At 67.2% G+C, this 22,878-nt stretch carries 22 protein-coding genes; 10 read left to right on the plus strand and 12 right to left on the minus strand.

Translation table 11 applies throughout. The features are described 5' to 3' along the window. Positions 1-9: 9 nt before the first annotated feature. The 5 genes from BKA23_RS00165 to BKA23_RS00185 form a co-directional block, all read right to left on the minus strand. Positions 10-477 carry an SRPBCC family protein gene (locus BKA23_RS00165; RefSeq protein ID WP_246104378.1) on the minus strand — a complete coding sequence of 156 codons (468 nt, stop codon included), beginning with the start codon at positions 475-477 and terminating at the stop codon, positions 10-12. 456 nt (positions 478-933) lie between these two features. After that, positions 934-2,145 (minus strand): hypothetical protein, encoded by a 1,212-nt coding sequence (locus tag BKA23_RS00170; protein WP_145224403.1) that lies wholly within the window; start codon positions 2,143-2,145, stop codon positions 934-936. 143 nt (positions 2,146-2,288) lie between these two features. Then, positions 2,289-3,176 carry a M56 family metallopeptidase gene (locus BKA23_RS00175; protein ID WP_145224405.1) on the minus strand — a complete coding sequence of 296 codons (888 nt, stop codon included), beginning with the start codon at positions 3,174-3,176 and terminating at the stop codon, positions 2,289-2,291. 5 nt (positions 3,177-3,181) lie between these two features. After that, the gene (locus BKA23_RS00180; protein WP_145224406.1) at positions 3,182-5,203 is read right to left on the minus strand and encodes a hypothetical protein; all 2,022 of its coding nucleotides are present in this window, start codon (positions 5,201-5,203) and stop codon (positions 3,182-3,184) included. 86 nt (positions 5,204-5,289) lie between these two features. After that, positions 5,290-6,672, minus strand: coding sequence for a cryptochrome/photolyase family protein (locus BKA23_RS00185; RefSeq protein ID WP_145224409.1), 1,383 nt, complete (start codon positions 6,670-6,672; stop codon positions 5,290-5,292). Positions 6,673-6,810: 138 nt separating this feature from the next. Between BKA23_RS00185 and BKA23_RS00190 the strand changes: the two genes are divergently transcribed. Beyond that, positions 6,811-8,286: a UDP-N-acetylmuramoyl-L-alanyl-D-glutamate--2,6-diaminopimelate ligase gene (locus BKA23_RS00190; protein WP_145224411.1), complete on the plus strand. Its 1,476-nt coding sequence runs from the start codon at positions 6,811-6,813 to the stop codon at positions 8,284-8,286. Between the two features lie 40 nt (positions 8,287-8,326). Here the strand turns inward: BKA23_RS00190 and BKA23_RS00195 are convergent, their stop codons facing one another. Continuing rightward, positions 8,327-9,052, minus strand: a complete 726-nt coding sequence (locus BKA23_RS00195; protein WP_145224413.1) for a hypothetical protein — start codon at positions 9,050-9,052, stop codon at positions 8,327-8,329. 178 nt (positions 9,053-9,230) lie between these two features. Here BKA23_RS00195 and BKA23_RS00200 point away from each other — a divergent pair, with 178 nt between their 5' ends. From BKA23_RS00200 to BKA23_RS00210, 3 genes are all read left to right on the plus strand, one after another. After that, the gene (locus tag BKA23_RS00200; RefSeq protein WP_211841546.1) at positions 9,231-10,064 is read left to right on the plus strand and encodes a glycerophosphodiester phosphodiesterase; all 834 of its coding nucleotides are present in this window, start codon (positions 9,231-9,233) and stop codon (positions 10,062-10,064) included. Positions 10,065-10,133: 69 nt separating this feature from the next. Beyond that, positions 10,134-10,562, plus strand: coding sequence for an ATP-binding protein (locus BKA23_RS00205; RefSeq protein WP_145224415.1), 429 nt, complete (start codon positions 10,134-10,136; stop codon positions 10,560-10,562). Between the two features lie 219 nt (positions 10,563-10,781). Beyond that, positions 10,782-11,660 (plus strand): DUF5926 family protein, encoded by an 879-nt coding sequence (locus BKA23_RS00210; RefSeq protein ID WP_145224417.1) that lies wholly within the window; start codon positions 10,782-10,784, stop codon positions 11,658-11,660. Here BKA23_RS00210 and BKA23_RS00215 read toward each other — a convergent pair. Beyond that, a complete protein-coding gene (locus BKA23_RS00215; RefSeq protein ID WP_145224419.1) occupies positions 11,647-13,755 on the minus strand; it encodes a hypothetical protein in 2,109 nt (702 codons plus the stop codon). The genes BKA23_RS00210 and BKA23_RS00215 overlap by 14 nt on opposite strands. A gap of 180 nt (positions 13,756-13,935) precedes the next feature. Here BKA23_RS00215 and pheA point away from each other — a divergent pair, with 180 nt between their 5' ends. Beyond that, positions 13,936-14,904 carry a prephenate dehydratase gene (gene pheA / locus BKA23_RS00220; protein ID WP_145224421.1) on the plus strand — a complete coding sequence of 323 codons (969 nt, stop codon included), beginning with the start codon at positions 13,936-13,938 and terminating at the stop codon, positions 14,902-14,904. On the opposite strand, the gene BKA23_RS00225 is transcribed toward pheA, so the two are convergent. The 4 genes from BKA23_RS00225 to BKA23_RS00240 form a co-directional block, all read right to left on the minus strand. Beyond that, positions 14,905-15,594 (minus strand): class F sortase, encoded by a 690-nt coding sequence (locus tag BKA23_RS00225; protein ID WP_145224423.1) that lies wholly within the window; start codon positions 15,592-15,594, stop codon positions 14,905-14,907. Positions 15,595-15,695: 101 nt separating this feature from the next. Next, complete coding sequence (locus tag BKA23_RS00230; RefSeq protein WP_145224425.1) at positions 15,696-17,201, minus strand: sodium:solute symporter family protein; 1,506 nt, start codon at positions 17,199-17,201, stop codon at positions 15,696-15,698. Beyond that, complete coding sequence (locus BKA23_RS18060; RefSeq protein WP_145224428.1) at positions 17,198-17,458, minus strand: DUF3311 domain-containing protein; 261 nt, start codon at positions 17,456-17,458, stop codon at positions 17,198-17,200. The genes BKA23_RS00230 and BKA23_RS18060 overlap by 4 nt, the downstream gene beginning before the upstream one ends. Positions 17,459-17,528: 70 nt before the next feature. After that, positions 17,529-18,440 carry a diacylglycerol/lipid kinase family protein gene (locus BKA23_RS00240; protein ID WP_145224430.1) on the minus strand — a complete coding sequence of 304 codons (912 nt, stop codon included), beginning with the start codon at positions 18,438-18,440 and terminating at the stop codon, positions 17,529-17,531. Positions 18,441-18,538: 98 nt separating this feature from the next. Between BKA23_RS00240 and serS the strand changes: the two genes are divergently transcribed. From serS to BKA23_RS00265, 5 genes are all read left to right on the plus strand, one after another. Continuing rightward, complete coding sequence (gene serS, locus BKA23_RS00245) at positions 18,539-19,852, plus strand: serine--tRNA ligase (protein ID WP_145224431.1); 1,314 nt, start codon at positions 18,539-18,541, stop codon at positions 19,850-19,852. A gap of 120 nt (positions 19,853-19,972) precedes the next feature. Next, complete coding sequence (locus BKA23_RS00250; protein WP_145224433.1) at positions 19,973-20,212, plus strand: hypothetical protein; 240 nt, start codon at positions 19,973-19,975, stop codon at positions 20,210-20,212. Between the two features lie 42 nt (positions 20,213-20,254). After that, positions 20,255-21,037 (plus strand): HAD family hydrolase, encoded by a 783-nt coding sequence (locus BKA23_RS00255; RefSeq protein WP_145224436.1) that lies wholly within the window; start codon positions 20,255-20,257, stop codon positions 21,035-21,037. 4 nt (positions 21,038-21,041) lie between these two features. Beyond that, the gene (locus tag BKA23_RS00260) at positions 21,042-21,854 is read left to right on the plus strand and encodes a TrmH family RNA methyltransferase (protein ID WP_145224438.1); all 813 of its coding nucleotides are present in this window, start codon (positions 21,042-21,044) and stop codon (positions 21,852-21,854) included. Between the two features lie 31 nt (positions 21,855-21,885). After that, a complete protein-coding gene (locus BKA23_RS00265) occupies positions 21,886-22,539 on the plus strand; it encodes a VOC family protein (RefSeq protein WP_145224440.1) in 654 nt (217 codons plus the stop codon). Between the two features lie 122 nt (positions 22,540-22,661). Here the strand turns inward: BKA23_RS00265 and BKA23_RS00270 are convergent, their stop codons facing one another. Continuing rightward, positions 22,662-22,874 carry a heavy-metal-associated domain-containing protein gene (locus BKA23_RS00270; RefSeq protein WP_145224442.1) on the minus strand — a complete coding sequence of 71 codons (213 nt, stop codon included), beginning with the start codon at positions 22,872-22,874 and terminating at the stop codon, positions 22,662-22,664. Positions 22,875-22,878 lie beyond the last annotated feature (4 nt).

Consider the following 22,878-nt stretch of genomic DNA (forward strand, 5'->3'; position numbering starts at 1 on the left):
GGCGAAAACTCAGACGATCTGCATCGTCTTGTATACGGGGCTCAACTCATTCCAGCGTGTGTTCCATATTGACGGTTTGCCGGCCAGTGAGCGGGCGAGATCTTCGAGGTGCGCCTGCCAGCCGGCGCCGTGAAGGTGGAGTTCGGTGAGAGGGATGCGGCGATTCTCGACGACGAGGCGGGTCCTGTCGCCGTCGGCGGTCAGCCACGCCTCGATCTGTTGCTCGTCGTCGGTCTCAGGGAGCATCACCAGCAGCAGATGGTTGGGCGGGTCGCACGCTTCAATGCGTCCGGCGCCCGCGCCAGTACTGGTGAACGTCGCGTAGAAGGTACCGCCGACCTGCAGATCGCCGTCGACGTCAGCAATCCAGCGCGCAAGGCGGTCGGGGTCGGTGCACGCGTTCCATAAGTCATCAATGCCGGTGTCGTAAACATCCTCCACGCGCACCGCGCCATAGTGTCCGTCGAGCGCGTGCATCGTACCTATGGTGTTCATCAACAGCTCATTCTCTCGGTTGGGACGCGCTGCCGAGTGATCTCGGTGTGCAGAGCGTCGAGTCGGTTGCACTTCAGCAAGTTCGCCAGCGGCTGCCGGATGGTGGCGCAAAGTGTCGAGCACGGTCCGCGGTGGCTATCTGCCAGAGCGCGCATGACAATGTCGTCCACGGGAAGTGAGTTTACCCAGATGGATACGTAACCACAAGGTTACACAAAGGTCGCGGGACGGCGACATGATCACTGCGAGGACTCAGACGGGGTCTGTCCACCGCTGCCTACCAGGCATTCCTCACCAACTGCATTGAGCTACCCGGCGCATCCGGAGAAGCCACGGTGAGAGGGTGCAAGTCGTGGACGGCAAGCCGAGCATGCCGTTTTTCCGGCTGGGGCGGACACGCGCTGCTGACGCGGAATCGTCGTTCCGGGATTCTGGGAGTCAGGTCGGCTGCGGTTGCATGCGTGCTTCGAAGCGGACGGCTGCTTCGCGGATCGCCCAGTCGGGCGAATTCGTCAGAGCATTTGCGGCTCTCAGCAGCACCGGTCGGTAAGGGCTGGCGCGGATCAGCATTCCGGAGTGGTGTCGTCGGTCGATGAAGACGTTGGTGAGGGCTTCCATCAGCAGGCGTTCCAGCATCGGATCGGCGAAACCGCTCTCCGCGCGGGCGGATGCGACATACGTGCTCAGACCTGGAGCATTGCGTAGGACGTCGGCGACGGTGGCCGGCCGCAGCAGTGGGGTCGTTCTGGGGGTGTAGAGCGCGACCAGGTTGCGCGCTTGCTGGCCGGAGGGGTTGGTCGGGTCGGTCGCCAGCTGCGACATCGCGAAGGCGTTCAGGCGCGCCAAGTGTTCGTGGGAGGCGAGCCCGTGCGCCACTTGGCTGGTCATGGCCAAGGCAGCGCCGAACTGGCGGGAGCCGTCCATCTGTTCCAGGTCGATCAGCAGTGAGTCGATCATCCCGGTGCGGGTGGAGTCGCCGAGCACATCGAGCAACAGGTTGGCCTGTTCGGTGTCGGGCTCGGCGGCGACCTCACGGATCACCGACTCCATCACGTCGGAATATCTCGGCGTGGCGATGAGCAGGCTCATTGCTTCCATCCGGGCGGCGTATTCGAAGACGCGAGAATTGGGCAGCTCTCGGGTGAGTTGCTGGAACCACTTGTCGACGACCCGTCGCGGAATCCATTCTGCGCGGCGGTCTTTGAGCAGATCGGCCAGCTCCAGCCAGTCGGCGCCGCGGGCTGCGCCTTGCTCGATGCGGTCGTCGATGCTGTCGAGCATCGTGGCACCATCGCGCGGAGAACGCTGCGGTAACTCGGCGGGGTTCTGGGAGCGGGCCATCCCGTCGCAGCAGGCGCGCAGGCTGCCCGGCGGCAGTTGCAGCAGCGCCTCGTAGCGGGTCAGGACCGCTGTGGAGGCGACTTCGTTGCCGAGTTCGATCCGGCTGACCTTGGTGTCGTCCATCTTTTCGCCAGGTATGGCGAGCAGTTGCGCCCACTGTGCTCCGGAGCAGTCGCCGTAGTCGGACGCCCACCTGTTGATCCGTAGCAGCCACGCGGTGCGTTTGGTTGCGTCGACGCGGTGGGTGTCCAGTGGTGTGGTGTCGATCGGGATGCGTCGGGGTGCCCCGCGCAAGGTGCTCCAGGTCATGACCGCGTCCCCTCTGGCCGAGCCGGTGGTCCGCCCTGATCGATCACGCGCAGCTGAACTCACCGGTCGTTTTCCGCTGCTGCGGGGAGCGTAGCGCTGGGGCGCGCCCGTGACGAGATGTTCGGCGCGTCCAGGAGGGGTGCTCAGAGCCAGGCGATGAGGGAGCCCCACGCGAGGACCCCAGGCACTGCGATCGTCACCACGGCCGCAAGGAGCACGATCGTCGCGGTGGCACGGTGCCGGCGCGGGTCGGCGAGCCGGGCCAGTCGTCGCTCGGCGCTGAGGCCGCCTGCCCCCAACGTCGCGTCCGGCACACTTCCGCTCGCCAGCGCGACCAGCGCCCGCGCCACCGCCACCGGGCCGACCTCGGTGACGGCCACCTGATCCGCGAGCAACTCGATCAGCACGCTCACCTCGACCAGCCCCCGGTCACTGCGGATCCGCTCGGGCACGGCTGTGTGCAACACGGTGAAGAACTCCAGCACCAGGTCGTGCCGCTGCCGCAGGTGCGCGCGCTCGTGCGCCAGCACTCCTTCGAGCTCGTCGGTGGGCAGCGCCGCGATGGTCCCATTGGTCAGCACGACTCGCTGATGCCGGCCGGGAATGCAGTATGCCGTGGGCGTCGCGTGTGCCAGCACCGTGAAGTGCTCGCTGCCCAGGTGTGCCGTCGGTTGCTCCAGCCCGAGTGTGTCGACCAGTTCGGCGTGCTCACGTCGACTGCGTCGCAGGCCTCGCCCGACCCGGTCGCCCTGCAGCAACAGTCGTCCGATGAACAGCGCCGAGATCGCCAGACCGAGAACAAGCAGCGGCAGGTTGGTGCGTGGGTTCGGTATGGCGGTGCCATGACGAACGAACTGCAGAAAGATCAACGGGGCCAGGCAGACACCGGCGAAGACCGCCGACAGCGACACCGCCTGCCAGAGGATCAGCGCCGAACCGGGACACCGGTCGAGCAGCTGCAATCGAGGCAGAAGTCGCGGCACAGGCCAGGTCAGCACGACGGCCACGACGACCAGTGGAGCGACCAGCACGAGTGTCAGCCCTCGGTGTTCCCGGCCGGCATCGGCAATGCGTAGAGAGTGGAGCTTTGGCCCTGCGACGCCACCGCGAAGGTGAGTTCGCTGGTGCCACCGCGCGGCAAGGCCGTCTGACCTGTCGGATCGGTCGACGCACCCAGGGACCGCCCGGTCTTGTCGGCGGTGAGCACGCTCGTGCCGATCTTCGCCCACGTCAGGCTCGGCGAGATCGCCAGCGGGCTCCACAGCGCCGTGATCACGTGCGATTTGCCCTTCGTCATGTCGATCCAGGTGTTGCCTGCGACGGCCCAGGTCTGGTCCGGTGACAGCAGGAAGGTCGCGGCTGTCGGAGCCTGCAACGGTTGGGTCGTCGTCTGCGGAGTGAAGCCGGGAAGCGTGAAAGAGCGCACCATCGCCTGCTTCTGGTTGCCGGAGGGAACGAAGGCTGTCACCAGAAGTGTCGCAGTCGCGGCCAGGAAGGCACCAGGTGTGGTGCCCGCCGGCGCCGGCAACTGCGTCGCCACAGGAGCGTTGTTCGGATCGGTGATGCGCCAGGCGCGTCCGTCGTTCGTTGCCGCGACAAGCGAGCCGTCACCCAGCACGGCGACCGGCGTGCTTCCGGACGGGAGGGCCCGTTGGGCCAGCGCACCGTCATACAGGACGAAGGCGTGAGCGGTGTCGCCCGACTTCTGCACGATGACGCCGGAGGCGGTGAGGGTGACCGTGTCCTTGGCGGTGACCTTCCAGACGGTCGGGCTGCCGCCGGTCGTCGGCCAGGCGAAGATGCGGGTCGGCGTAGCGAGCACCACAGTGGGTTTGCCGCCGATGGGCATCATGGTCGGCCCGCTCGAGACGACGAGTGCGGCGGGCAACGAGTAGGCCCACTGCCGCTCGCCGGAGGTCGCGTCGAGTGCTTCGAGTCGCATGCCGCCGGTCGCGGTGTTGGCAGTGGTGCAGAAGACCTGGGTCTGGGTGGTCGCGATCGTCGAGCCCTGCCCGACCAAGCCGCCCACCGACCACGCGAAGGTGTCCGGCAGACCGACCGGCGCGTTGATGCCGGTGGGCAGCGCATTGGCCCCGGTGCGTTGCATCGTCGGCGTCGCGACGACGCTGCGGTGCTCGTGCCGTCTCACCGCGATGTATGCCGCAGCCGCCCCTCCGCCGAGCAGCGCCATGGCTGTGGCACCCGCCGCGACGCCGAGCAGCACATCGCGGCGGCGTGGCCCGTCCGTCTCGTCGTCGCCTTCGATCTTCGAAACGGCTTTTTCCGCAGTGTTTTTCGCGAGGCTGCCATCGGTGTCCGCGGGTCGCGGAGCCGGACGGGCCTCACGTGGCACGGGCCGCGCGGGTGTCGGTATCGACGGCGTTGTCTTGGCGAAGCCGTTCGCCGGTCGCCCGACCGGACGTTCGGCCAGTGCTGCGACCGCGGCCGTGAGAGTGGCATCCGGCTCCGGCACCTCGATCTCGGGGATGTCGACCGGCACGGGCACGTTGGGGTCGACGGGCGCGGTGGCGGCGCTCGGGGATTTCACCGAGGCAGCCGGTATCGCATCGTCAGCCTCGTCGGCCGGTTCCAGATCCGGTTCGGCGGCCACGGCCGGTTCGGTCGCCTCAACCTGCTCGGCGGCGACCGGCTGTTCCAGCGCAGGTTCAGCAGCAGCCGGCGTCAATGCCGAGATGGGCGCCAATGCGGAAACGGCTGGAGCAGAATGGTTTTCGACATACTTCGGGGTCACCCGCGCCGGCACGGGCGGTGGTGACACAGCCCACGCCCGGCCGTCGGGACCGATGGCCATGTGGAAGGTCTGACCGTCGGGGGTTGAGCCGATGACCCGGATCACCGAGCCGGGGGAGGTGCGATCGGACGCTCGTCGTGCGGCGCGGATCAGCGACTGATGCGGGCTGGTGCCGGGCGTCAGCATGACAGGTTGGTCGTCCAGCCAGGCGGACTCGGTGCCGTCGGGCTCCGCCCGCACACGAAGCACGTGCGCGGGACGCTCGGGCACCCCGGCCGAGGGCGCAGAGGTCTGCTGGTCGCTCATCTGTGCCAGATTACGACGCGCCGGCACCGACTCGGCGGATCCGACGCGCACGGCGAGTGGCCGGATTCGCCACTGCCGCCACGGGATCAGCGAGTTGCGGCCTCGTAGCGCGACAACGCCTCACGACGCTCGTCGGCATGATCGACGACCGGTTCGGGGTAGTCGTGTGCGTATCCGTCGGCGTGCTTCCACGGCTCGTGCGCCGCCTTGCCCGCCAGATGCGCCAGTTCCGGCACCCACCTGCGCACGTAGTCGCCGGACGGGTCGAACTTCAATCCCTGCGTCACCGGGTTGAAGACCCGGAAGTATGGCGACGCGTCGGTCCCGGTGCCCGCAACCCATTGCCAGCCATGGTTGTTCGAGGCGACGTCGCCGTCGATGAGGTGGTCCAGGAAGTGACGCGCGCCGATCGGCCACCAGATGTGCAGGTCCTTGGTCAGGAAGCTGGCGGTGATCATCCGGACCCGGTTGTGCATCCACCCGGTCTGCAGCAGTTGACGCATCCCCGCGTCCACGATCGGGAAGCCGGTCATCCCCGAGCGCCACGCGTCGACGGTGTCGTCGGGTCGGTCGTAGGCCATCCGGCCCAGGCTGCCGCGCAGGTCGTGCCAGGCCGAATCCGGTTGGTGATGCAGCACATCCGCGTAGAACTCGCGCCACGCCAGCTCGGTCTCGAAGGTCTCGGCGCCATCCTTGTCGCGTCGGTTGCCCAGCCCGGCGAGGTCTGCGAGCAGCGTGCGCGGGTGCAGCACGCCGAGCTTGAGATAGGGCGACAACTTGGACGTGCCGTCCTTCGCCGGCAGGTCGCGGTCGGTGCCGTAGTCGCCGACACGTTCCAGGAACTCACGCCACCGTTTCAGTGCCGCGGCCTCACCCGCCTCTGGCAGGTCGTCCTCGAGCTCGTGCGCGATCGCTTCGTCCAGCAGCTTCGCCACCGTTGCGTCCGAGTCCACGTCGAGCAGGTCCAGCGCGCGCGGGTTGAGGGCCGGCTCCGGCCAACCGTGCTCGCGCCACGCCCGCGCGAACGGCGTGAAGACCTTGTACGGATCCCCGCTGCCGTTGCGCACCACCCCCGGCCCGATCGCGTATGGCGTGCCCGTCTCGACCCACGCGATGTCGTCGTCGGCGAGCATCCGCGCCGTCTCCGCATCACGGCGCACGCCGAACGGCGTCGTCTCGCGCGTGACGTGCACCGACGCCGCGCCGATCTCCGCAGCCAGCCGCGGGATCACCGTGCGCGGATCACCGACACGTATGACGAGCCGCCCGTCATACGTCTCGTTCGTCGCGCGCAACGTTTCGGCGAGCCAGCGCCGCCGCACCGGCCCGCAGTGCTCCCACAGTTGCGGATCGATCACGAAGGCCACCGCGACGCCTGCATCACCCGCGGCCTCACGCGCCGCCAGCAGGGCGGGGTGGTCGCGGCGGCGCAGATCGCGCCGCAGCCAGAGCAGTGAGGTGGCGGTCATCCCGCCAGTCTCGTCCATCGCCATCGGTAGCATGCTCTAAGCATTGCTAGTAAAAAAATTAGACACCCCGAGAAAGCCCGATCGACGGTGGCGGGCGCCGACCGGCGCAGCACCGGATGCGCTCGGTAGGCTCCTGCGGTGCCTTTGGATCAGACCGCCGTCGCGCGGGTGCTCGGCGTCGACGTGCCGCCTCTGCCGCGACCGATCGTCGCCGTCACCCACGACTCGCGTGCGGTCGTGCCGGACGGCGCCTTCGTTGCCATCAACGGATTCACTTCGCGCGGCAGCGATTTCGTGCCTCAGGCGCTCGCGAACGGGGCGACGCTCATCGTCGCCGAGGCACCCATCGAGGGCGTTCCGACCGCCGTCGTGCCCAGTGACCGCATCGCGCTCGCGGCATTGGCGACCGAGTTCGCCGGCAATCCGTCGCACGACCTGACGGTCTACGGCATTACCGGCACCAACGGCAAGACGACCAGTTCGTATGTGCTGCACGCGATCCTGACGGCCGCCTACGGCGAGAGCGCCACGGGTCTGATGACCACCGCCGAGATCATCGTCGGTTCGGAGCACGAGACGGCAATTCGCACCACCGGTGAGGCGCCACAGGTGCAGGGAAACCTCGCCCGGATGCGCGACGCGGGCGTCACGCACGTCGTGCTCGAGACCAGCTCACACGGCATACATCTGCACCGGGTCGACGGAACCCGTTACGCCGCAGCGCTTTTCACCAATCTGACGCGGGATCATCTCGACCTGCACGGCACGATGGAGGACTACTACCTCGTCAAGCGCCGCCTGTTCGAGTGGACGGCCGGCCCGAAGCTGAGCAATGCCGACGACGTGTATGGCGCCCGGTTGGCCACCGAGATCGAGGGCACGCTCACCTTCGGCCTGGCTGCCGAGGCGGATTACCGCATCAGCGGTGAGCGCACCGAGGGCACGCGCACGGTTTTCGAGCTGCACACCCCCGGTCACGGGGACCTGACCCTGAGCATCCCGCTGCTCGGCGACTACAACGTGCACAACGTCGCGGGCGCTGCCGGTCTCGCCCTCGAGATGGGGATGTCGCCGCAGTTGCTCACCTCCGCCGTGAGTGAAATGGCTCAGGTGCCAGGGCGATTCGAGCGTGTCCCGGCTGCGCAGGAGTTCGGCTTCGAGGTCGTCGTCGACTACGCGCACACCGACATCGGCCTGCGCGCCGTGCTCGACGTCGCTCGCGACGTGGCCGGCGACCACCGGGTGATCTGCGTCTTCGGTGCCTGCGGCGCGCGCGACAAGGACAAGCGCCCCAAGATGGGCGCCGCCGCCTCCGAGTTGGCCGATGAGGCGATCATCACCACCGACGACGCCTACAACGAGGATCCGGCCGCCATCGCCGACGAGGTGTATGCCGGGGCCGACCCTCGGCATACAGAAGTCATCATCGACCGCAGGGCGGCCATCGATGCGGCGCTGGGGCAGGCGCGTCCGGGTGACGTGGTGGTCGTCGCAGGCAAGGGCCACGAGACTGTGCAGCATCTGCCGACCGGTGATGTGCCCTTCCACGACACGACCGTGGTCACCGAGTTGTTGACGGCGCTACGGGCATCGTCCAGCGCCACCACCGACTGAAAGTCGCTGTCACCGAACAGTTTTCGAGAGGCGTTGGACGTCAGCTGCTTAGCAGCCCTTGAACGCCGATGGTCGCGAACATGAGCAGGAGGAATCCGACGATGTTGACGCCGAGCGCCTCCCAGCCGTTCCAGCGACCGGGGCGGGGCTCGGGGTCGGTGAGTCGTTCCTGCACGGCGAACCACAGGACGCCGATGCCGAGCGGCAGGTTGAACGTCCAGAACCAGAACCAGCGCGTGCCACGCCGCGGTGCATCTCCGCCGAGCATGGCGCCCAGCGCGAACAGCAGCAGCATCAGTTGCGCCAGACCGACGGGTGCCCAGTCGATGCCGGACCGGAAGTGTGTGTTGTTGAAGACGTAGCTGCCCGCGGCACTCAGGTAGTCCTGCTGCCCGCTGCTCTGCTGAACAGTGCCGAGGCTGTACAGATTGGTCCAGTGCTGACGGTGGTCCGTGCTGGTCCACACGACGTACTGACCCTCATTGCTGGTCGGCACACTCTGCTTGTCGAACAAGAATGCGGACGCTGAGAACTGCGGCTGCGAGTCGACCTGACGTGAATCGATGACCCGGCCGTGCTCGAGCGCGCTACGTAGCTGAGTGGCGGAGGCTTCCCGGGGCGTCGCCCAGACGGTCGCCGCAAGCCAGACGACCCACAGGGCCAGGATCGTCAGCCCGGCCAGGTGGCGCCACGCCCAATTCTTGCGCGGAGCGGGAACGATGACCGCATCAGCGGATTCGTGCCGCACGCCCCCGTATGTCGTCATACCCCACAACCCCCATGTGTCTGCATGGTTGATAGTGGCACGCACACGACCGCAGTGACCAGGGTTCCGGCATGCGCCCGTTTCCGGAGTCGGTGCGCCGGAGAACAAGGGACACGGTGTCGAATTCGTGCGCCGGGTCGCGGGTCATCCGATCGCGGGTTCGGCAACAATGGAGCACGTGCGCACAGTCGGCTCGCCCCTGGGCGGTGGACCTCCGAAGGTCATCGCCCACCGCGGATCCAGTCACATCGAACCTGAACACACGCTCGGCGCCTATCTGCGCGCCATCGACGAGGGCGCCGACGGCGTCGAGTGCGATGTGCGCCTCACCGCCGACCGGCACCTGGTCTGCGTGCACGACCGCCGCGTCAACCGCACCTCCACCGGCCGCGGTGTGGTCTCTGCGCTCGAACTCGCCGATCTCGAGGGTCTGGACTGGGGCAGCTGGAAGCTCGCGCACGCCGACGACCACGAGGTGCCTGATCGGTTCAACGCCAACATCCTGACGCTGCGGCAACTCATCCGCACCATCGTCGAAGCCGATCGCAAGCTCGACCTGGTCATCGAGACCAAGCACCCCACACGATGGGCCGGCGAGGTCGAGCGGCGGCTCGTCGGGCTGCTTGCGGAGTTCGATCTGCTGCGCCCGACGTCCGGTCGGCCCACCGTGCGGCTGATGTCGTTCTCCTCGCTGGCCGTGCAACGTATGGCGAAGCTGGCTCCGCACCTGCAACGTGTGCAGTTGATCGAGGTCGGCACGTCGCCGTTCTTCCGCGACGGGCTGCCGGCGAATGTGGCCATCTGCGGGCCGCGCGTCGGAATCCTGCGGCGCAACCCCGAATTCGTGGCACGTCAGCACCACCACGGCCACCAGGTGCACGTCTGGACGGTCGACACCGAGGAGGACATCGAGTTGTGCCTGCGACTCGGTGTCGATGCGCTGATCACGAACCGTCCGGCGCTGGTGCGTGCGGCCGTCGATGCCGCCTACCCGGACGCGGTCGATCGCTGACCGCCCCGGCGATGCGAAGATGCCTGCGGCATACGTACGCATGGAGCAGGTGAACGGGGAGTGGCAGGAATGGCCGACAAAGAAGCAGCCGAGCCGTGGGTGCGCACGGTGCGCCTGCCGTGGTTGACCGATGCCGTCCCGGCCGCACGTGCGGAGATCGTGCGTGACCTGATTCGTGGCGGGTTGTCCGAGCAGGTTGCTCAGGAGGCCGAAACGGTCGTGGCCGAACTCGTCGCCAACGCGATCCTGCACGGTCGCCCGATGCCCGATGGCAGCGTCCGCGTGCACTGGCGCGCGCGTCCGCCGCGCGTCGAGGTCGAGGTCACCGACGGTGGTTCCGAGAAGACGCCGACTCCGAAGCCGCAGTCCGATTGGGCGCTCAGCGGCCGCGGCCTGCGGATCGTGCGCTCGCTCGCGTACGAGTGGGGCGTCAGCAACGACGACGGCCACACGACGGTGTGGGCGGCGCTCGGCGGCCCGTCGCGTCGCCGCGTCTGAGCCACGAGAACTCGGCCACCCCTCCACCGCCCAGGACGCGCACGGTAGCCCTCGCCACCTTCTGCAGCCCCGACACGCGGACTTCGCCCCGCTTCACCGGCACTCTGCGCTGCCCCGAATGGCGGGGCAGCGCAGAGTCTTTACCGAGCATGTTCGACGAGCGTGACCTCTTCAGCCCCGTCGCGGTGCGAAGCGGTGCCGTCACTAGGGTGGCTGGCCATGGGTAAGGCTTCCAGGCGCAAAGGCGCCGCAGCAGGTGCGACCGGCAAGACACGCAGGGCCCGGGTGCCGTTCGCGGCGCGGCCGTTCGAGGGCCTGGCGGGTGAGACCGAGTGGGTCGCGATGCGCGAGCTCCTCCCGGCGGCGACCGCGCGGATCCAGTTCACGTATGACGGTGCACCCCGTTCGGCGACTGTCGCGACGGTGCTCCCCCTTGTCTGGCCGGCACTGCATCGCGCCGACGGCGAGGTGCTGGTGGCCATGCAGTTCGGTGGGGGATCCGGCGATCTGAGTCGCGATCTCGCTGCCGCGCTGCTGGCCGGCGCCGCTGCCGAACCTGGTCAGCCGGTGACCGCGGCCCCGACCGTCACGGCCGAGACCCCGCGACTGCAGGACATCCTCGTCGACGGCGCGTTCGAGGCCGAGTTGCACGACGGCTTCGATTTCTGGGTCGGCGACCAGGAGCTCGACGAAGAAGGCGCGGCCTCCATGCAGGCGGCGAACGAGTCCGTTCCGCCGACAGAAGCGCTGCCCGCGGCACCCTCGGCATACTGGTGCCAGATCGGCGAACGTACCTACGTGCGCTGGATCCTGCCGTATGACGAAGACCTCGCCACCTCGGCGCTGGCGCGTCTGCACGCGGCTGGTGAAGGTTCGCTCGGGCGGGGTCGTCTGCTGGGTGCCTTCCGCACCTGCGGACTGCTGGTGCCGGTGTGGGAGGTCGACGCCGCAGCAGAACCCGCGTCATACGACAGCGAGATGGGGCAGCTGCGCGAGCGGTTCGAGGGCGCGCTCGCGTCGCTGGAGTCGTCTCCGCTGACCGACGACGAGCGGCGCGCTCGGGCCGGCCTGGTGAGCCGGCAGATCACGATTCGCTGAGCGGCTCCGAAGGCTCCTTGGTGTGGTGCACGGCCATCAGGATCAGCATTGGCGCGACGATCACCATGCCGGTCGGCGGGATCGAGGTGCCCGAATCGTTCGACAGGAATCCGAGCAGCCAGCACACGGTCGTTGCAGCAAGGCCTTGACCGAGCATCGGCACCTGATCCACCAGCGGGGTCAGCAGGCGCCCGGGCCACAGGTGCGGCAGGGCCAACGCGAGGATCACCAGCGCCAGCAGAATGGGCACGAGCATCGTGTACCAGGTGCCCGTGAGCATGGTCCAGTTCGCCTGCCAGATGCGCTCGACGCCGGTGAGTTCGCCGTGATCGCGCAGCGCAGCGATGAAGTCACCGAGGTGGGTGCGGTATTTCGGCGGGCGCAGGTAATCCAGCACGGCGAGCGTCCCTACGATGCCGACGCTGGTCGCCAGGATCACGATGACCCGGCGCCAGGTCAGGCGCAACCCCGCGGCATTGAGACCCAGATAGGCGAACGCCGGGAACATCGCCAACGGTCCTCCGCCGTCGGCGCCCCACGTGGGGTTGCCGTCGACGGCGAGGGCGGTCAGACCGATGAGTATGACGGTGGCGAGCGCCAGTCGCCGATGATCGCGCGATTCCAGCTGGCCGGCCAGCACTGCGGCGAGCATCAGCGCACTCGTGGCCAGCAGGGCGTAGCCCACGTTGCCCATGCCGAAGAAGCGGCCGCCGTAGACCGGTTGCAGGCCCATGATCGAGGTGAGTTGCAAGGCGGAGCCGTGCGTGGTGTCGAAGACGATGGTGAGCATGGTCACGGCCGCTATGAACAACGCCGCCCCGAAACGCCACCGGCGCCACGGCCCGAAGACCGCAACCACGGCGAGCAGCACCATGATCGCGGCGATGCCCCAGCCGAGCGCCACACCGCTGTGGTCGAAGTGCCACCAGCGGAACAGGCCGATCAGCCACGTCGCCACCGGGAAGCAGCCGCCGGCCGCAGCCACCAGGGACAGCCACATGCGCAGCGGGGCGCTGAGCGAGTGGCCGCGGCGGCGAAGCATCAACCACCAGACACCACCGATGATCAGCCCGACGCCGACGCCACCGAGGCAGCGCAGCATGATCGGCGCGACCAGTGCGTGCTCGACCGAGAACTGACGCGCCAGCGTGCTGGCGTCCACGATTGCGCTGTCGCCTGCGGGGCGCGGTTGCACCACCGGAGTGCGGCCTTCGGGCAGGTGCGGCGCCTTGGCGCCGAGTCGGCTCAGCACCAGCGCTGACAGATCCGTCGTCTGCACCAGTCCGGGCTGCTGGGTGGAGATCGAGGTGAGCAGCCCGTGCGGCACGCCGGGACCGGAAATGACGACCGTGTGCATGACCTCCGGCCCCCACGCGTCGGCGAAGCCGGCCACCACGATGGTCGCGTTGGCGGGAGCTCGTTTGAGGAGTTGGCCCAGCAGGGTGTCGTCGGGCGTGGACATGCTGATGAACGTGATCGGGCACGCGCTCAGGTCGACGTTCGTGACATCGGGCGTGTAGTGCTCGACGACGCCTGCGTGGTTGGCGGCGCCGAGGGCGGCGTCCGGGCCGGCCGCGGTGATGCATTGCCCGATGGCAGGCAGGCTTGTGCCGAGGCGACCGATGTCCGCCGGTTGCGGGCGGCTGAGCGTCAGATGACGCCACTTGGCCCACAGCGGGTAGTTCGCGGTCGCGGTCTGTCCGGCTGCCGGTGCGCCACCGGGCTGATCCGGAACCAAAGTCGCCGCACACGGCTTGGGTTGCTTGCCCGCCGGCGTCGCTGGGACCGAGAACCCGATCGTCGTACGGGCGCCGGCCGAGAACGTCAGCCAGGACTGGTTGGAGCAGCTGTGCTCACTGAGATCGCGAGTGGCCAGCGCACCGACCGCGCCGCGTTCGGCGAGTGACCACAGCGCCGGGGTGCGGGCAGGACTGACGTCGTTCCAGCTCAGGGTTGGTTGCGAGATGACGATGATCGGGCCCGGCTGCGTGATCGACACAGCGGCCGGCCACGCGGTGATCCACGAGATCGCATACGAAGCGCCCAGGACGACTGCTGTCACGGCTACGACCCACGCCAGCCATCGTCGGAGCATCGGACAAGGCTACGCGGTGGGACTTCATGCTCGGTGCACGGCGGCCGTGTGGCGCCTGAACGTCCGATGGGCACTGTCAGAATGTCGTGTCCTGTCCTCGGACGCCGCGTTGCCGGAGCGTCGTCACGCCGTAATCTCGCGGTGGTGATCGTCGTTGGGGCGCGGGAAGAGTGAGGCGCAATGAAATACGGATTCCTCGGGCCGGTCGGCACCTTCACCCAGGCGGCGCTGCTCGCATGGCGGCCGGCGGCGAGCGCCGAGCACGTGGCCTGCCCGTCGGTGAACGTAGCGCTGGCACAGGTGCGCTCCGGCGAGCTCGACGCGGCGATGGTGCCGATCGAGAACTCCGTCGAGGGCGGAGTGTCGGCAACGCTGGACGCACTGGCCGCAGGTGAGCCGCTGCGGGTCATCGGCGAGGTGCTCGTGCCGATCACCTTCGTCCTCGCAGCTCCCGAAGGAGTGGAGTTTTCCGAGATTCGCGCGGTCGGCACGCACCCGCACGGCTGGGCCCAGGTGCGCGGCTGGATGGCGGCCAATCTGCCCGACGCGGTTTATGTCCCGACGCTGTCGACGGCTGCCGCCGCGACGGATCTGCTCGCGGCGCACACCGACACTGCCCCGGCGTATGACGCAGCCGTGTGCGCGCCGGTGGCCGCGGCCGGTCTCACGGTCCTGGCTGACGACATCGGTGACAACAAGACCGCGGTGACGCGATTCGTGCTCGTGGCTCGACCGGGATGGCTGCCGACCCCGACAGGGGCCGACAAGACCACGATCGTGGTCTACCAGCACACCGACCGCTCCGGTGGTCTGCTCGAACTGCTCGAGCACTTCGCCGCTCGTGACATCAACATGACCCGCCTCGAGTCACGACCGACCGGTGCAGCCATGGGCAGCTACTGTTTTTCCATCGACTTCGAAGGCCACGTGCGCGACGAACGCGTCGGTGAGGCGCTCATGGGTTTGCACCGGGTGGCGGCGCAAGTGGTCTTCCTCGGGTCGTATCCCCGCGCGGACGGGCAGGCCGCTGCGACCACTGAGGCTGCGAGCAATGCGCGCTTCCGACAGGCGCAGGACTGGCTGCGCGGATTGCGCGATGAGCCCGCAGAGGGCGCGACGAGCGGACTGCGTCGGTCCGGTCGCTCGTGATCAGGCGGGTTTGGTCCAGACCACGTAGTTGTTGAGGTGGTGCCCGTCGATCATCGGCGAGTCGATGTCGCAGGTGATGAGCGTGACGACCGGGGTCGAACTGCCGCCCCACACCCGTTGGTCGGTGGTCAACTGGGTTTTGGGAACCGACTGTTCGCTGGTCACGACGAGATTGACCACCTTGCCGTTGCTGCAGCTGACCACCACGCTCGCGCCGATGGCGGTGTTGCGCAGGTGATAGAAGTTGTCGGGCCCGTCATACGTGACGTGCCCGGCGATCACGGCGATGCCGTCCTGGCCCGGCTGCGTGGATTTGTCGTACCACATGGTCGTGTGCGCGGGCGGGTAGATCTGACCCTGGGCGTTGGTGCCCATCGCGATGACCTTCTCGTTGATCCCGACGGACGACACCGTCAGGTGATCGGGGATGCACGCGGCTCCGGCGGGATTCGCCGCCAATGGAGTGCTGTGCGAGGTCGGATTCGGCACGACACCGGCTGATGAGGAGCCGGATGTGGAGCCGTTCGGCGGGGTCGCGGTGAAGTTCGTGCCGCTGTCAGTGGGAGAGTTCGTGTCGCCGCGCAGGCCGAGGTACATCGCTCCGGTTCCCACCAATGCAACGGCGACACCGATCGTGACGACGACGGACCCGCTTCTGGTCTGCCTGTTTTTGCCGTCGTGCTGCGTCATTCCTGCGCCTTCGCCGTCGTCGGGTGGATCGGCTTCGATTATGACTGTTGCTTTCCGACCGGCAGCGGCGAGTCAGCTGTGAACCGGGTGGGTGGCTGCGTTCAGGCTCCGGCAGCGACCGGCTCCTGTGGTCGGACACGTGGGGTGACGGCAGACACCGCAACCATCACGATGATGTTGGCGACCAGGGCTACGAGACCGATGGCGACGTGGTGCATCCCGCTCGGCAGGAAACCGAATGTCGTGACGCCCTTGTCGTAGATCGCAGAATCCAGCGAGAACCACGTGACCAACAGTGCACCGACCACCATTCCGGAGGTCGCTCCCCACGCGCTGATCGGGTTCTTCTTCAGCAGGCTGGCGAGCATCGACGGAAGCAACTGCGTGACGAACGCGTAACCGAGCAGCAGCAGGTTGACGATCGCCTGACCCCCTTGGAACAACAGGTACAGGGAGACGAGGGCGACGACCGGCACAGAGGCTTTCGCCACGACGGACGTCGATGTGGCGGTCGCCTTCGGAAACAACGGTTTGTACAGATTCGAGGAGATCAGCGTGCCGCACGTGGTCAGCAGCATGGCGCCTGGGACCAAAGCGCAGAAGAGCCCTGCCGCACCGACCAGACCGACGATCCACTGCGGCAACTCCTGGGTCACGATCTCCAGCAGGGCATTGTTCGCGCCGCCGGCCGGTGCGGATTTCAGTGCCAGCGCCGCCGTGAAACCAATGAAGAAGACGAACAGGATCACGAGCTGATAGAGCGGCAACAGGACGGCGTTACGGCGGAACGTCTTGGGACGTTCGGCGGCATACACGGCTCCGAAGTAGTGCGGCCACATGAAGAAGCCGAGGGTCGACATCAAGATGTTGCTGATGAACCAGCCCATGTCGTAACCGGGCTCGCTCAGATGGAGTGACACCCCGTTGTGTGACCAGGCCGCAGGAAGACCGTCGCCGTCGAGGTGATGGAACAAATGCTCGAAGCCTCCACCGATGTGCAGCGGGAGGTAGATCCCGAGGATCACGACGATGACCAGCACGATGACGTCCTTGACGATCGCGTTGGTAGCGGCAGCGTGGATGCCGGACACCACGACATACGCAACGAGCGCCACAGCTCCGCACCATTCGGCGGTGGTCGTAGAGATCTTTCCGTACGACGTGGCGTTGACGATGATGCCGAGACCGGCCAGTTGCAGCTCCAGGTAGGGGACCATGGCCACGATGCCGACGATCGCCACGACGGTGCCACTCGTGCGCGACTTGTATTTCGCGACCCACCAGTCAGGTTGCGACAGCAGGCTCATCTTCTTGCCATAGCGCCAGATGGCCGGAGCCAGCCAGTAGGAGATGACGTAGGCGAGACTGCCGTAACACAGGATGTAGTAGGCAGCACCGCCATGGGCGTAGGCCCATCCGGATGCGCCGAGAAAGGTGAACGTCGTGTAGATCTCGCCGGCGAGCAGGAGGAAGACGATGAGAGAACCGAAATTCCGGCCGCCGACACTCCAGCCTTCCAGATCCATCTTCTTGCCGCGGCGAGCCCACAGTCCCAGCCCGAGGGAAAGGGCGAAGAAGACGATGAGTAGCGCCAGCGCCGCATTCATGCGTCGTCCTCATCGTCGGTGTTGGCCGGATCAGTCTTGTAGACGATCGCCATACAGACCGAGGTCAGTACGACGGAAATGGTGATCCACGTGAGTAGGAAAGGGAAGCCGGCAATCGTCGGTGAGGTGCGGTTGACGAATGGAGCGCACACCAGCATCAAGATGAAGGGGATGGCGGCAAGGGCTATGTGCAGCTGATGGATCCGGGGGCTAGGCGCGTGCGGGGCTGAGTCGGTTCTACGTGATTGTCGAGACATAACGCTCCCAATTCCGCATTATGGAAAAAGCATTTCGTCCCGAGATTGAATCCGTATCGCGTCAGACCTGTCAAGGACAGCAGACCACGAGCGCACCGGGATCGACGCTGAAGCGCACCGTTCGCGCCGGCCCCAGCACGTCCCCGTCGACCTCCACCAGGCATGACCGGTCGACCGACACCGTCAGCTCGCGAACGCCATGGCGCTCCAATGCCTGCGAGCCGCGCTTGGAGCGCACGATCACCTTGGTGATGACAGGTGCCCATCGCAGCCCGCCGCCGCGAAGCACCACCGCGTTGAGCAACCCGTCGTCGACGACGGCATCCGGCATCAGCTTCACGCCGCCGGCGAGCAGTCCGCAGTTGCCCACGAGCACGCTGCTGACATCGCGCTCGAGGTGGGTGTCGTTGTCGAACTGCAGACGCGCGGTGATCAGGTCGTGCATGAAATGCCGCAGCCCCACCAGCGGATACGCCAACCAGCCGACGCGTGATTTCAGCCGGTCATCGGTGGTGTCCATGATGTCCGCGTCCAGGCCGATGCCACCCATCACCAGGCTGATGTCGTCGGGGCCGAAGTCACCGTCACCGTCGACATCGCGCGCGACGCGCATGACGTCGATCGGGCGTTGGGTGCCGTTCAGCGCAGCTTCGAGACCGGCAGCGAAGTGGCCGACTGGCAGTTTCAGCTGGCGGGCCAGCAGGTTGCCGGTTCCACTGGCGAGCACCGCCAGCGGCGTGCGTGAGGCCAGGAGTCCGGCTGCGACATACCGAACGGTGCCGTCACCGCCAAGGGCAGCCACCAGATCGACGCCCTCGGCGACCGCAGCGACCGCTTGTTCGGTGCCCGGCGACTCCACGGTGGTCTCCCACCACAGCGGGTCAGCCCAGCCGTGGGCGTGGAAGACGGCGGTGAGCTGGTTGCGCAGCTCACGGGGACGCTTGATTTTGCTGGGGTTGACGATGACGGCGGCGCGTTGCATTCGCGGTCACCGTCCTCGTCGTTCCTCGCGTGCGGGCAAAGCCTTGCCGACAGATATCGGTTGCAACCTACCGCCCCGGCCCGCGTAGCCTTCCATTCGTGATCGACATCAAATTCTTGCGGGACAACCCGGAGGTGGTGCGTGCCAGCCAGCGCGCCCGCGGGGCGGACGAGGGCCTGGTCGACCAGATCCTTGCAGCGGACGAGAAGCGTCGGTCCTCCCTGGCGGAGTTCGAGAGCATGCGCGCCGAGCAGAAGTCGGTCAGCAAGAACGTCGGTGCCGTCATGGGCCGAGTCGCCGCAGCTCGCAAGCAGGGCGCGCCCGATCTCGCCGCGCTCGAGGCTGACGCCGACCAGGTGCGTGCCCGTGCCGGCGAGCTCGCCGCTGCGGTCAAGGAACGTGAGGCCGCGGCCGATGTCGAAGGCGCGGAGTTCGAGTCGCTGCTGAAGAAGCTCGCCAACGTCATCATCGACGGCATCCCGGCCGGTGGTGAGGACGACTACGTCGTGCTCGAGCACGTCGGCGAACCCACGACTTTCGATTTCGAGCCGCTGGACCACCTGGCGCTGGGCGAGAAACTCGGCGCCATCGACATGGAACGCGGCGCGAAGGTGGGCGGCGCCCGGTTCTACTTCCTCTCCGGCGTCGGCGCCCGTCTCGAGCTCGCACTGCTGCAGATGGGTATGTCGCAGGCCATCGAGCACGGCTTCACCCCCATGATCACGCCCACGCTCGTGCGTCCGCAGATCATGGACGGCACCGGTTACCTCGACGCCCACGAGGACGTCTACCACCTGCCGGACGACGACCTCTATCTCACCGGTACGTCCGAGGTCGCGCTCGCGGGCTATCACGCCGGCGAGATCCTCGACCTGTCCGGCGGTCCGAAACGCTACGCCGGCTGGTCGGCCTGCTACCGCCGCGAGGCCGGCTCGCACGGCAAGGACACCCGGGGCATCATCCGCGTGCACCAGTTCCACAAGGTCGAGATGTTCGTCTACTGCGATCCATCGCAGGCCGAGGCGGAGCATCAGCGGTTGTTGGACTGGGAGAAGGACATGCTCGCCAAGGTCGAATTGCCCTACCGGGTCATCGACACCGCGGCAGGCGACCTCGGCGGCTCGGCAGCGCGCAAGTTCGACAGCGAGGCCTGGGTGCCCACCCAGGGTCGCTACCGCGAGCTGACCTCGACCTCGAACTGCACGACCTACCAGGCGCGCCGGTTGAACACCCGCTTCCGTGGCCCGGACGGTCGCACCGAGCCGGTCGCCACCCTCAACGGCACCTTGGCTACGACTCGCTGGCTGGTCGCGATCCTGGAGAACCACCAACAGGCCGACGGCTCCGTGCGGGTTCCCGTGGCGCTGCAGCCCTTCCTCGGTCTCGAGGTGCTGGAGCCGGTGGCCCGGTGAATCCGGTGCGACCGCCAGGTCCGGCGCCGGGCACGTTCGTCCACGGTGTCCTGTTCGCTCGCACACTCACGTTCGAGCAACCTTCGGCGCCGGCCGTCCGCGGGCGGGATCCGCGTCGTCATGCGTGAGGTATGGCGCCGGATGTTCGGCGGCTCGGACGTCGATGCACAACTGCAGCGTGAGTTCGGCGATGCCGGTCAGGCTCGGGCGGCCGGTGTCGCGTGGGCGCGCAACGTCATACAGCACAGTGGAATCGATGCGCGTGATGCTCCGGTGGCTGCGGTCCGGGAGTTGCGCCGGGCGCGCCCGGGGCTGAGTCTGCTGGCGGCCAAGACGCTGGTCGAGGAACTCGACGCGTGAGCGCTGCGGCCGACTGCTGTGTCCGCCGCATAGGGTGACGTCGTGACGCGCAAGCTTGTAGCCCTCGACATCGACGGCACCCTGCTCCATCACGACGGCACGATCAGCCATGCGGTGCGCTCGGCAGTGCGCGCGGTGGCCGATGCAGGTCACCACGTTGTGATCGCGACCGGTCGCTCGGTCGTCGGCGCGGCACCTGTTCTCGAAGCGCTGTCGTTGCGCGACGGCTTGGCGGTCACGTCCAACGGCGCTGTGACCTCTCGGCTCTCCGGCGGTGAGTGGGACATCATCGAGACGGTGACCTTCGACCCGACATCGGTCCTCGAGGTGCTGAAGGATGCATGGCCCGATGCCGTTGTCGCTGTTGAGGATCCAGGCGTCGGCACCCGGATCAGCGCACCGTTTCCGGACGGCGAGATCATGGGTCCGGTCGAGGTCGTCGGCTGGGAGGGTCTCGCGCAGATTCCGACGACGCGTTTGACCTTCCGCTCGCCCAGCGGCACGTCGGAGGACTTCGAGGAGCTCGTCGAGCGGCTCGGCCTGCACGGGGTGAACTACGCGGTGGGTTACACCGCATGGCTCGACATCAACCCCGAGGGAGTGTCGAAGGCAAGCGCGCTGGAGCAGGTGCGTCGATCGCTGCAGGTGGAGCCCGCCGACACGGTTGCGATCGGTGACCACCGCAACGACGTCGAGATGCTCGAGTGGGCCGCTCGCGGTGTTGCCATGGGGCAGGCGCCGGATGAGGTCAAGGCCATCGCAGACGAGGTCACGGCCACCATCGACGAGGATGGCGCGGCCGTCATACTGCGCGAATTGGTCTGAAAACATGCAAGATTCGCTGATCACTTCACCAAGCAATCCACGATTGAAAGCGCTCGTCGCGTTGCGCCGACGTCGCCAGCGGGAGGACAGCCGCCTGACTCTGCTCGAAGGGTATGACGAGCTTGGTCTGGCGCTGGCCGCCGGCGTCAGACCGCGCGAGCTGTACTTCTGCCCTGAGCTCATGCTGGACGCTGCAGAGCAACGCGATGTCGTCGAAGCGGCGAGATCGGTGGGAGCGCAGACAATCCAGCTGAGCCGATCCGCCTTCGAGAAGGTCGCCTATCGGGAGGGCGCCGACGGATTCCTGGCTGTTGTTGCGAGCATCGAGCGGTCGCCGGACGAACTGAGCCTGCCCGAGCGGCCGCTGGTGCTGATCGCCGAGGGTGTCGAGAAGCCCGGCAATCTCGGCGCGATGCTGCGGACCGCCGATGCTGCCGGAGCTGACGCTGTCGTCGCGGCCGAACCGGTCACCGACTGGGGCAATCCGAATGTGGTGCGCGCGTCGAAGGGCACGGTCTTCTCGGTGCCGGTCGCCGCGGCCACGACGCGGGAGACGCTCGGGTGGGCGGGTGCGCGCGGCATACGGGTCGTGGCGACCACGCCCGACACCGACACGCTGCACACCGAGGTCGACCTGACTGGTCCGGTGGCCATCGCGGTCGGCACCGAGAAGTACGGGCTTACCGACGAGTTCCTCGTTGCGGCGGACGTACGTGTGCGAATTCCCATGGTTGGCAAGGCGAATTCGCTGAATGTCGCGACGTCTGCGGCGATCGTGATGTATGAAGCTGTCCGGCAGCGGTCCACCCGCCTCTGACCACCGTGCAACCAAGTGGCACGATCAGCACATGCGAGTCGATCACCTGGTTTTTGCCGCGGAGCCGGACGGCCTTGTTGCTACGGCCAAACGACTGGGCGACGCACTTGGCGTCGAACCGAGTGACGGGGGTGTGCACCCGCGCTTCGGCACCCGTAACTCGGTGATTCCGTTGCTGCGGCACCGGTTCGTCGAGGTCGTCGAAGTGCTCGACCACCCGGCGTCCGACAAGGCTCCGTTCGGTCAGGCCGTGCGGGCGCGTTCCGAGGCCGGTGGTGGCTGGCTCGGCTGGGTCGTCGAGGTCGACGACATCTCCGGCCCCGAGAAGCTGCTCGGTCGTCAGGCGGCGCCCGGCAACCGTCACCGCCCTGACGGCACCGAGATCACCTGGAAGCAGCTGGGTGTTCGCGGCGTCATCTCGGACCCGCAGGTCCCCTTCTTCATCGAGTGGACCCCGGGTCAGGATCACCCGTCCAGCGTCGGCACGACGACCGCGTCGCTGCAGGGTCTGCAGATCGTCGGTTCTCCGGACCGTATCCGCGAATGGCTCGGCCTCATGGGCGAGCCCGGCGTCGACCGCGAGGACTGGGAGCCGGAACTGGAGTTCAACTTCGTCGCCAAGCACGGCACCCCGGGTCTGATGTCGGTGACCTTCCGCACCGCGGATGGCAGCGTCACCATCTGACCCGCATCTGAGGGCGGGCTGGGCAAATGATCTGATCTGATCGCCTGAACTCAAAGCTCACGAACGAGGGCATCCCCATCGCGTGCGGTGGAGATGCCCTCGTTGTCTACCGTGGAGCGTGGTCAGACGATGGTGTAACCCGCCTCGTCGACGGCTTCGGCCAGCGCACCGGCCTCCAGTGGACGATCACTGGTGATGCTGACGGGGGAGTCACCGCCCGCGTTGAGGTTGATCTGCACGCTCTGCACGCCGTCGATGGCGCTGATCTCCTGGGTCACCGCGTTGACGCAGTGCTCGCAGGTCATGCCGTTCACGATGATGTCGGTCTGGGTCATCACG

It is taken from the genome of Rudaeicoccus suwonensis (genome assembly GCF_007829035.1).
GTDB classification, from domain to species: domain Bacteria; phylum Actinomycetota; class Actinomycetes; order Actinomycetales; family Dermatophilaceae; genus Rudaeicoccus; species Rudaeicoccus suwonensis.

Bases quoted from the DNA above. Each gene is read 5' to 3' on its own strand.
- BKA23_RS00195 (WP_145224413.1), bottom strand. From the start codon at position 9,052: ATGACGACATACGGGGGCGTGCGGCACGAATCCGCTGATGCGGTCATC.
- BKA23_RS00230 (WP_145224425.1), bottom strand. From the start codon at position 17,201: ATGAATGCGGCGCTGGCGCTACTCATCGTCTTCTTCGCCCTTTCCCTC.
- BKA23_RS00250 (WP_145224433.1), top strand. From the start codon at position 19,973: ATGCGTGAGGTATGGCGCCGGATGTTCGGCGGCTCGGACGTCGATGCA.
- BKA23_RS00165 (WP_246104378.1), bottom strand. From the start codon at position 477: ATGCACGCGCTCGACGGACACTATGGCGCGGTGCGCGTGGAGGATGTT.
- BKA23_RS00270 (WP_145224442.1), bottom strand. From the start codon at position 22,874: ATGACCCAGACCGACATCATCGTGAACGGCATGACCTGCGAGCACTGC.
- BKA23_RS00265 (WP_145224440.1), top strand. From the start codon at position 21,886: ATGCGAGTCGATCACCTGGTTTTTGCCGCGGAGCCGGACGGCCTTGTT.
- BKA23_RS00240 (WP_145224430.1), bottom strand. From the start codon at position 18,440: ATGCAACGCGCCGCCGTCATCGTCAACCCCAGCAAAATCAAGCGTCCC.
- BKA23_RS00210 (WP_145224417.1), top strand. From the start codon at position 10,782: ATGGGTAAGGCTTCCAGGCGCAAAGGCGCCGCAGCAGGTGCGACCGGC.
- BKA23_RS00215 (WP_145224419.1), bottom strand. From the start codon at position 13,755: ATGCTCCGACGATGGCTGGCGTGGGTCGTAGCCGTGACAGCAGTCGTC.
- BKA23_RS00260 (WP_145224438.1), top strand. From the start codon at position 21,042: ATGCAAGATTCGCTGATCACTTCACCAAGCAATCCACGATTGAAAGCG.
- BKA23_RS00225 (WP_145224423.1), bottom strand. From the start codon at position 15,594: ATGACGCAGCACGACGGCAAAAACAGGCAGACCAGAAGCGGGTCCGTC.
- BKA23_RS00185 (WP_145224409.1), bottom strand. From the start codon at position 6,672: ATGACCGCCACCTCACTGCTCTGGCTGCGGCGCGATCTGCGCCGCCGC.
- BKA23_RS18060 (WP_145224428.1), bottom strand. From the start codon at position 17,458: ATGTCTCGACAATCACGTAGAACCGACTCAGCCCCGCACGCGCCTAGC.
- BKA23_RS00205 (WP_145224415.1), top strand. From the start codon at position 10,134: ATGGCCGACAAAGAAGCAGCCGAGCCGTGGGTGCGCACGGTGCGCCTG.
- BKA23_RS00170 (WP_145224403.1), bottom strand. From the start codon at position 2,145: ATGACCTGGAGCACCTTGCGCGGGGCACCCCGACGCATCCCGATCGAC.
- BKA23_RS00180 (WP_145224406.1), bottom strand. From the start codon at position 5,203: ATGAGCGACCAGCAGACCTCTGCGCCCTCGGCCGGGGTGCCCGAGCGT.
- pheA (WP_145224421.1), top strand. From the start codon at position 13,936: ATGAAATACGGATTCCTCGGGCCGGTCGGCACCTTCACCCAGGCGGCG.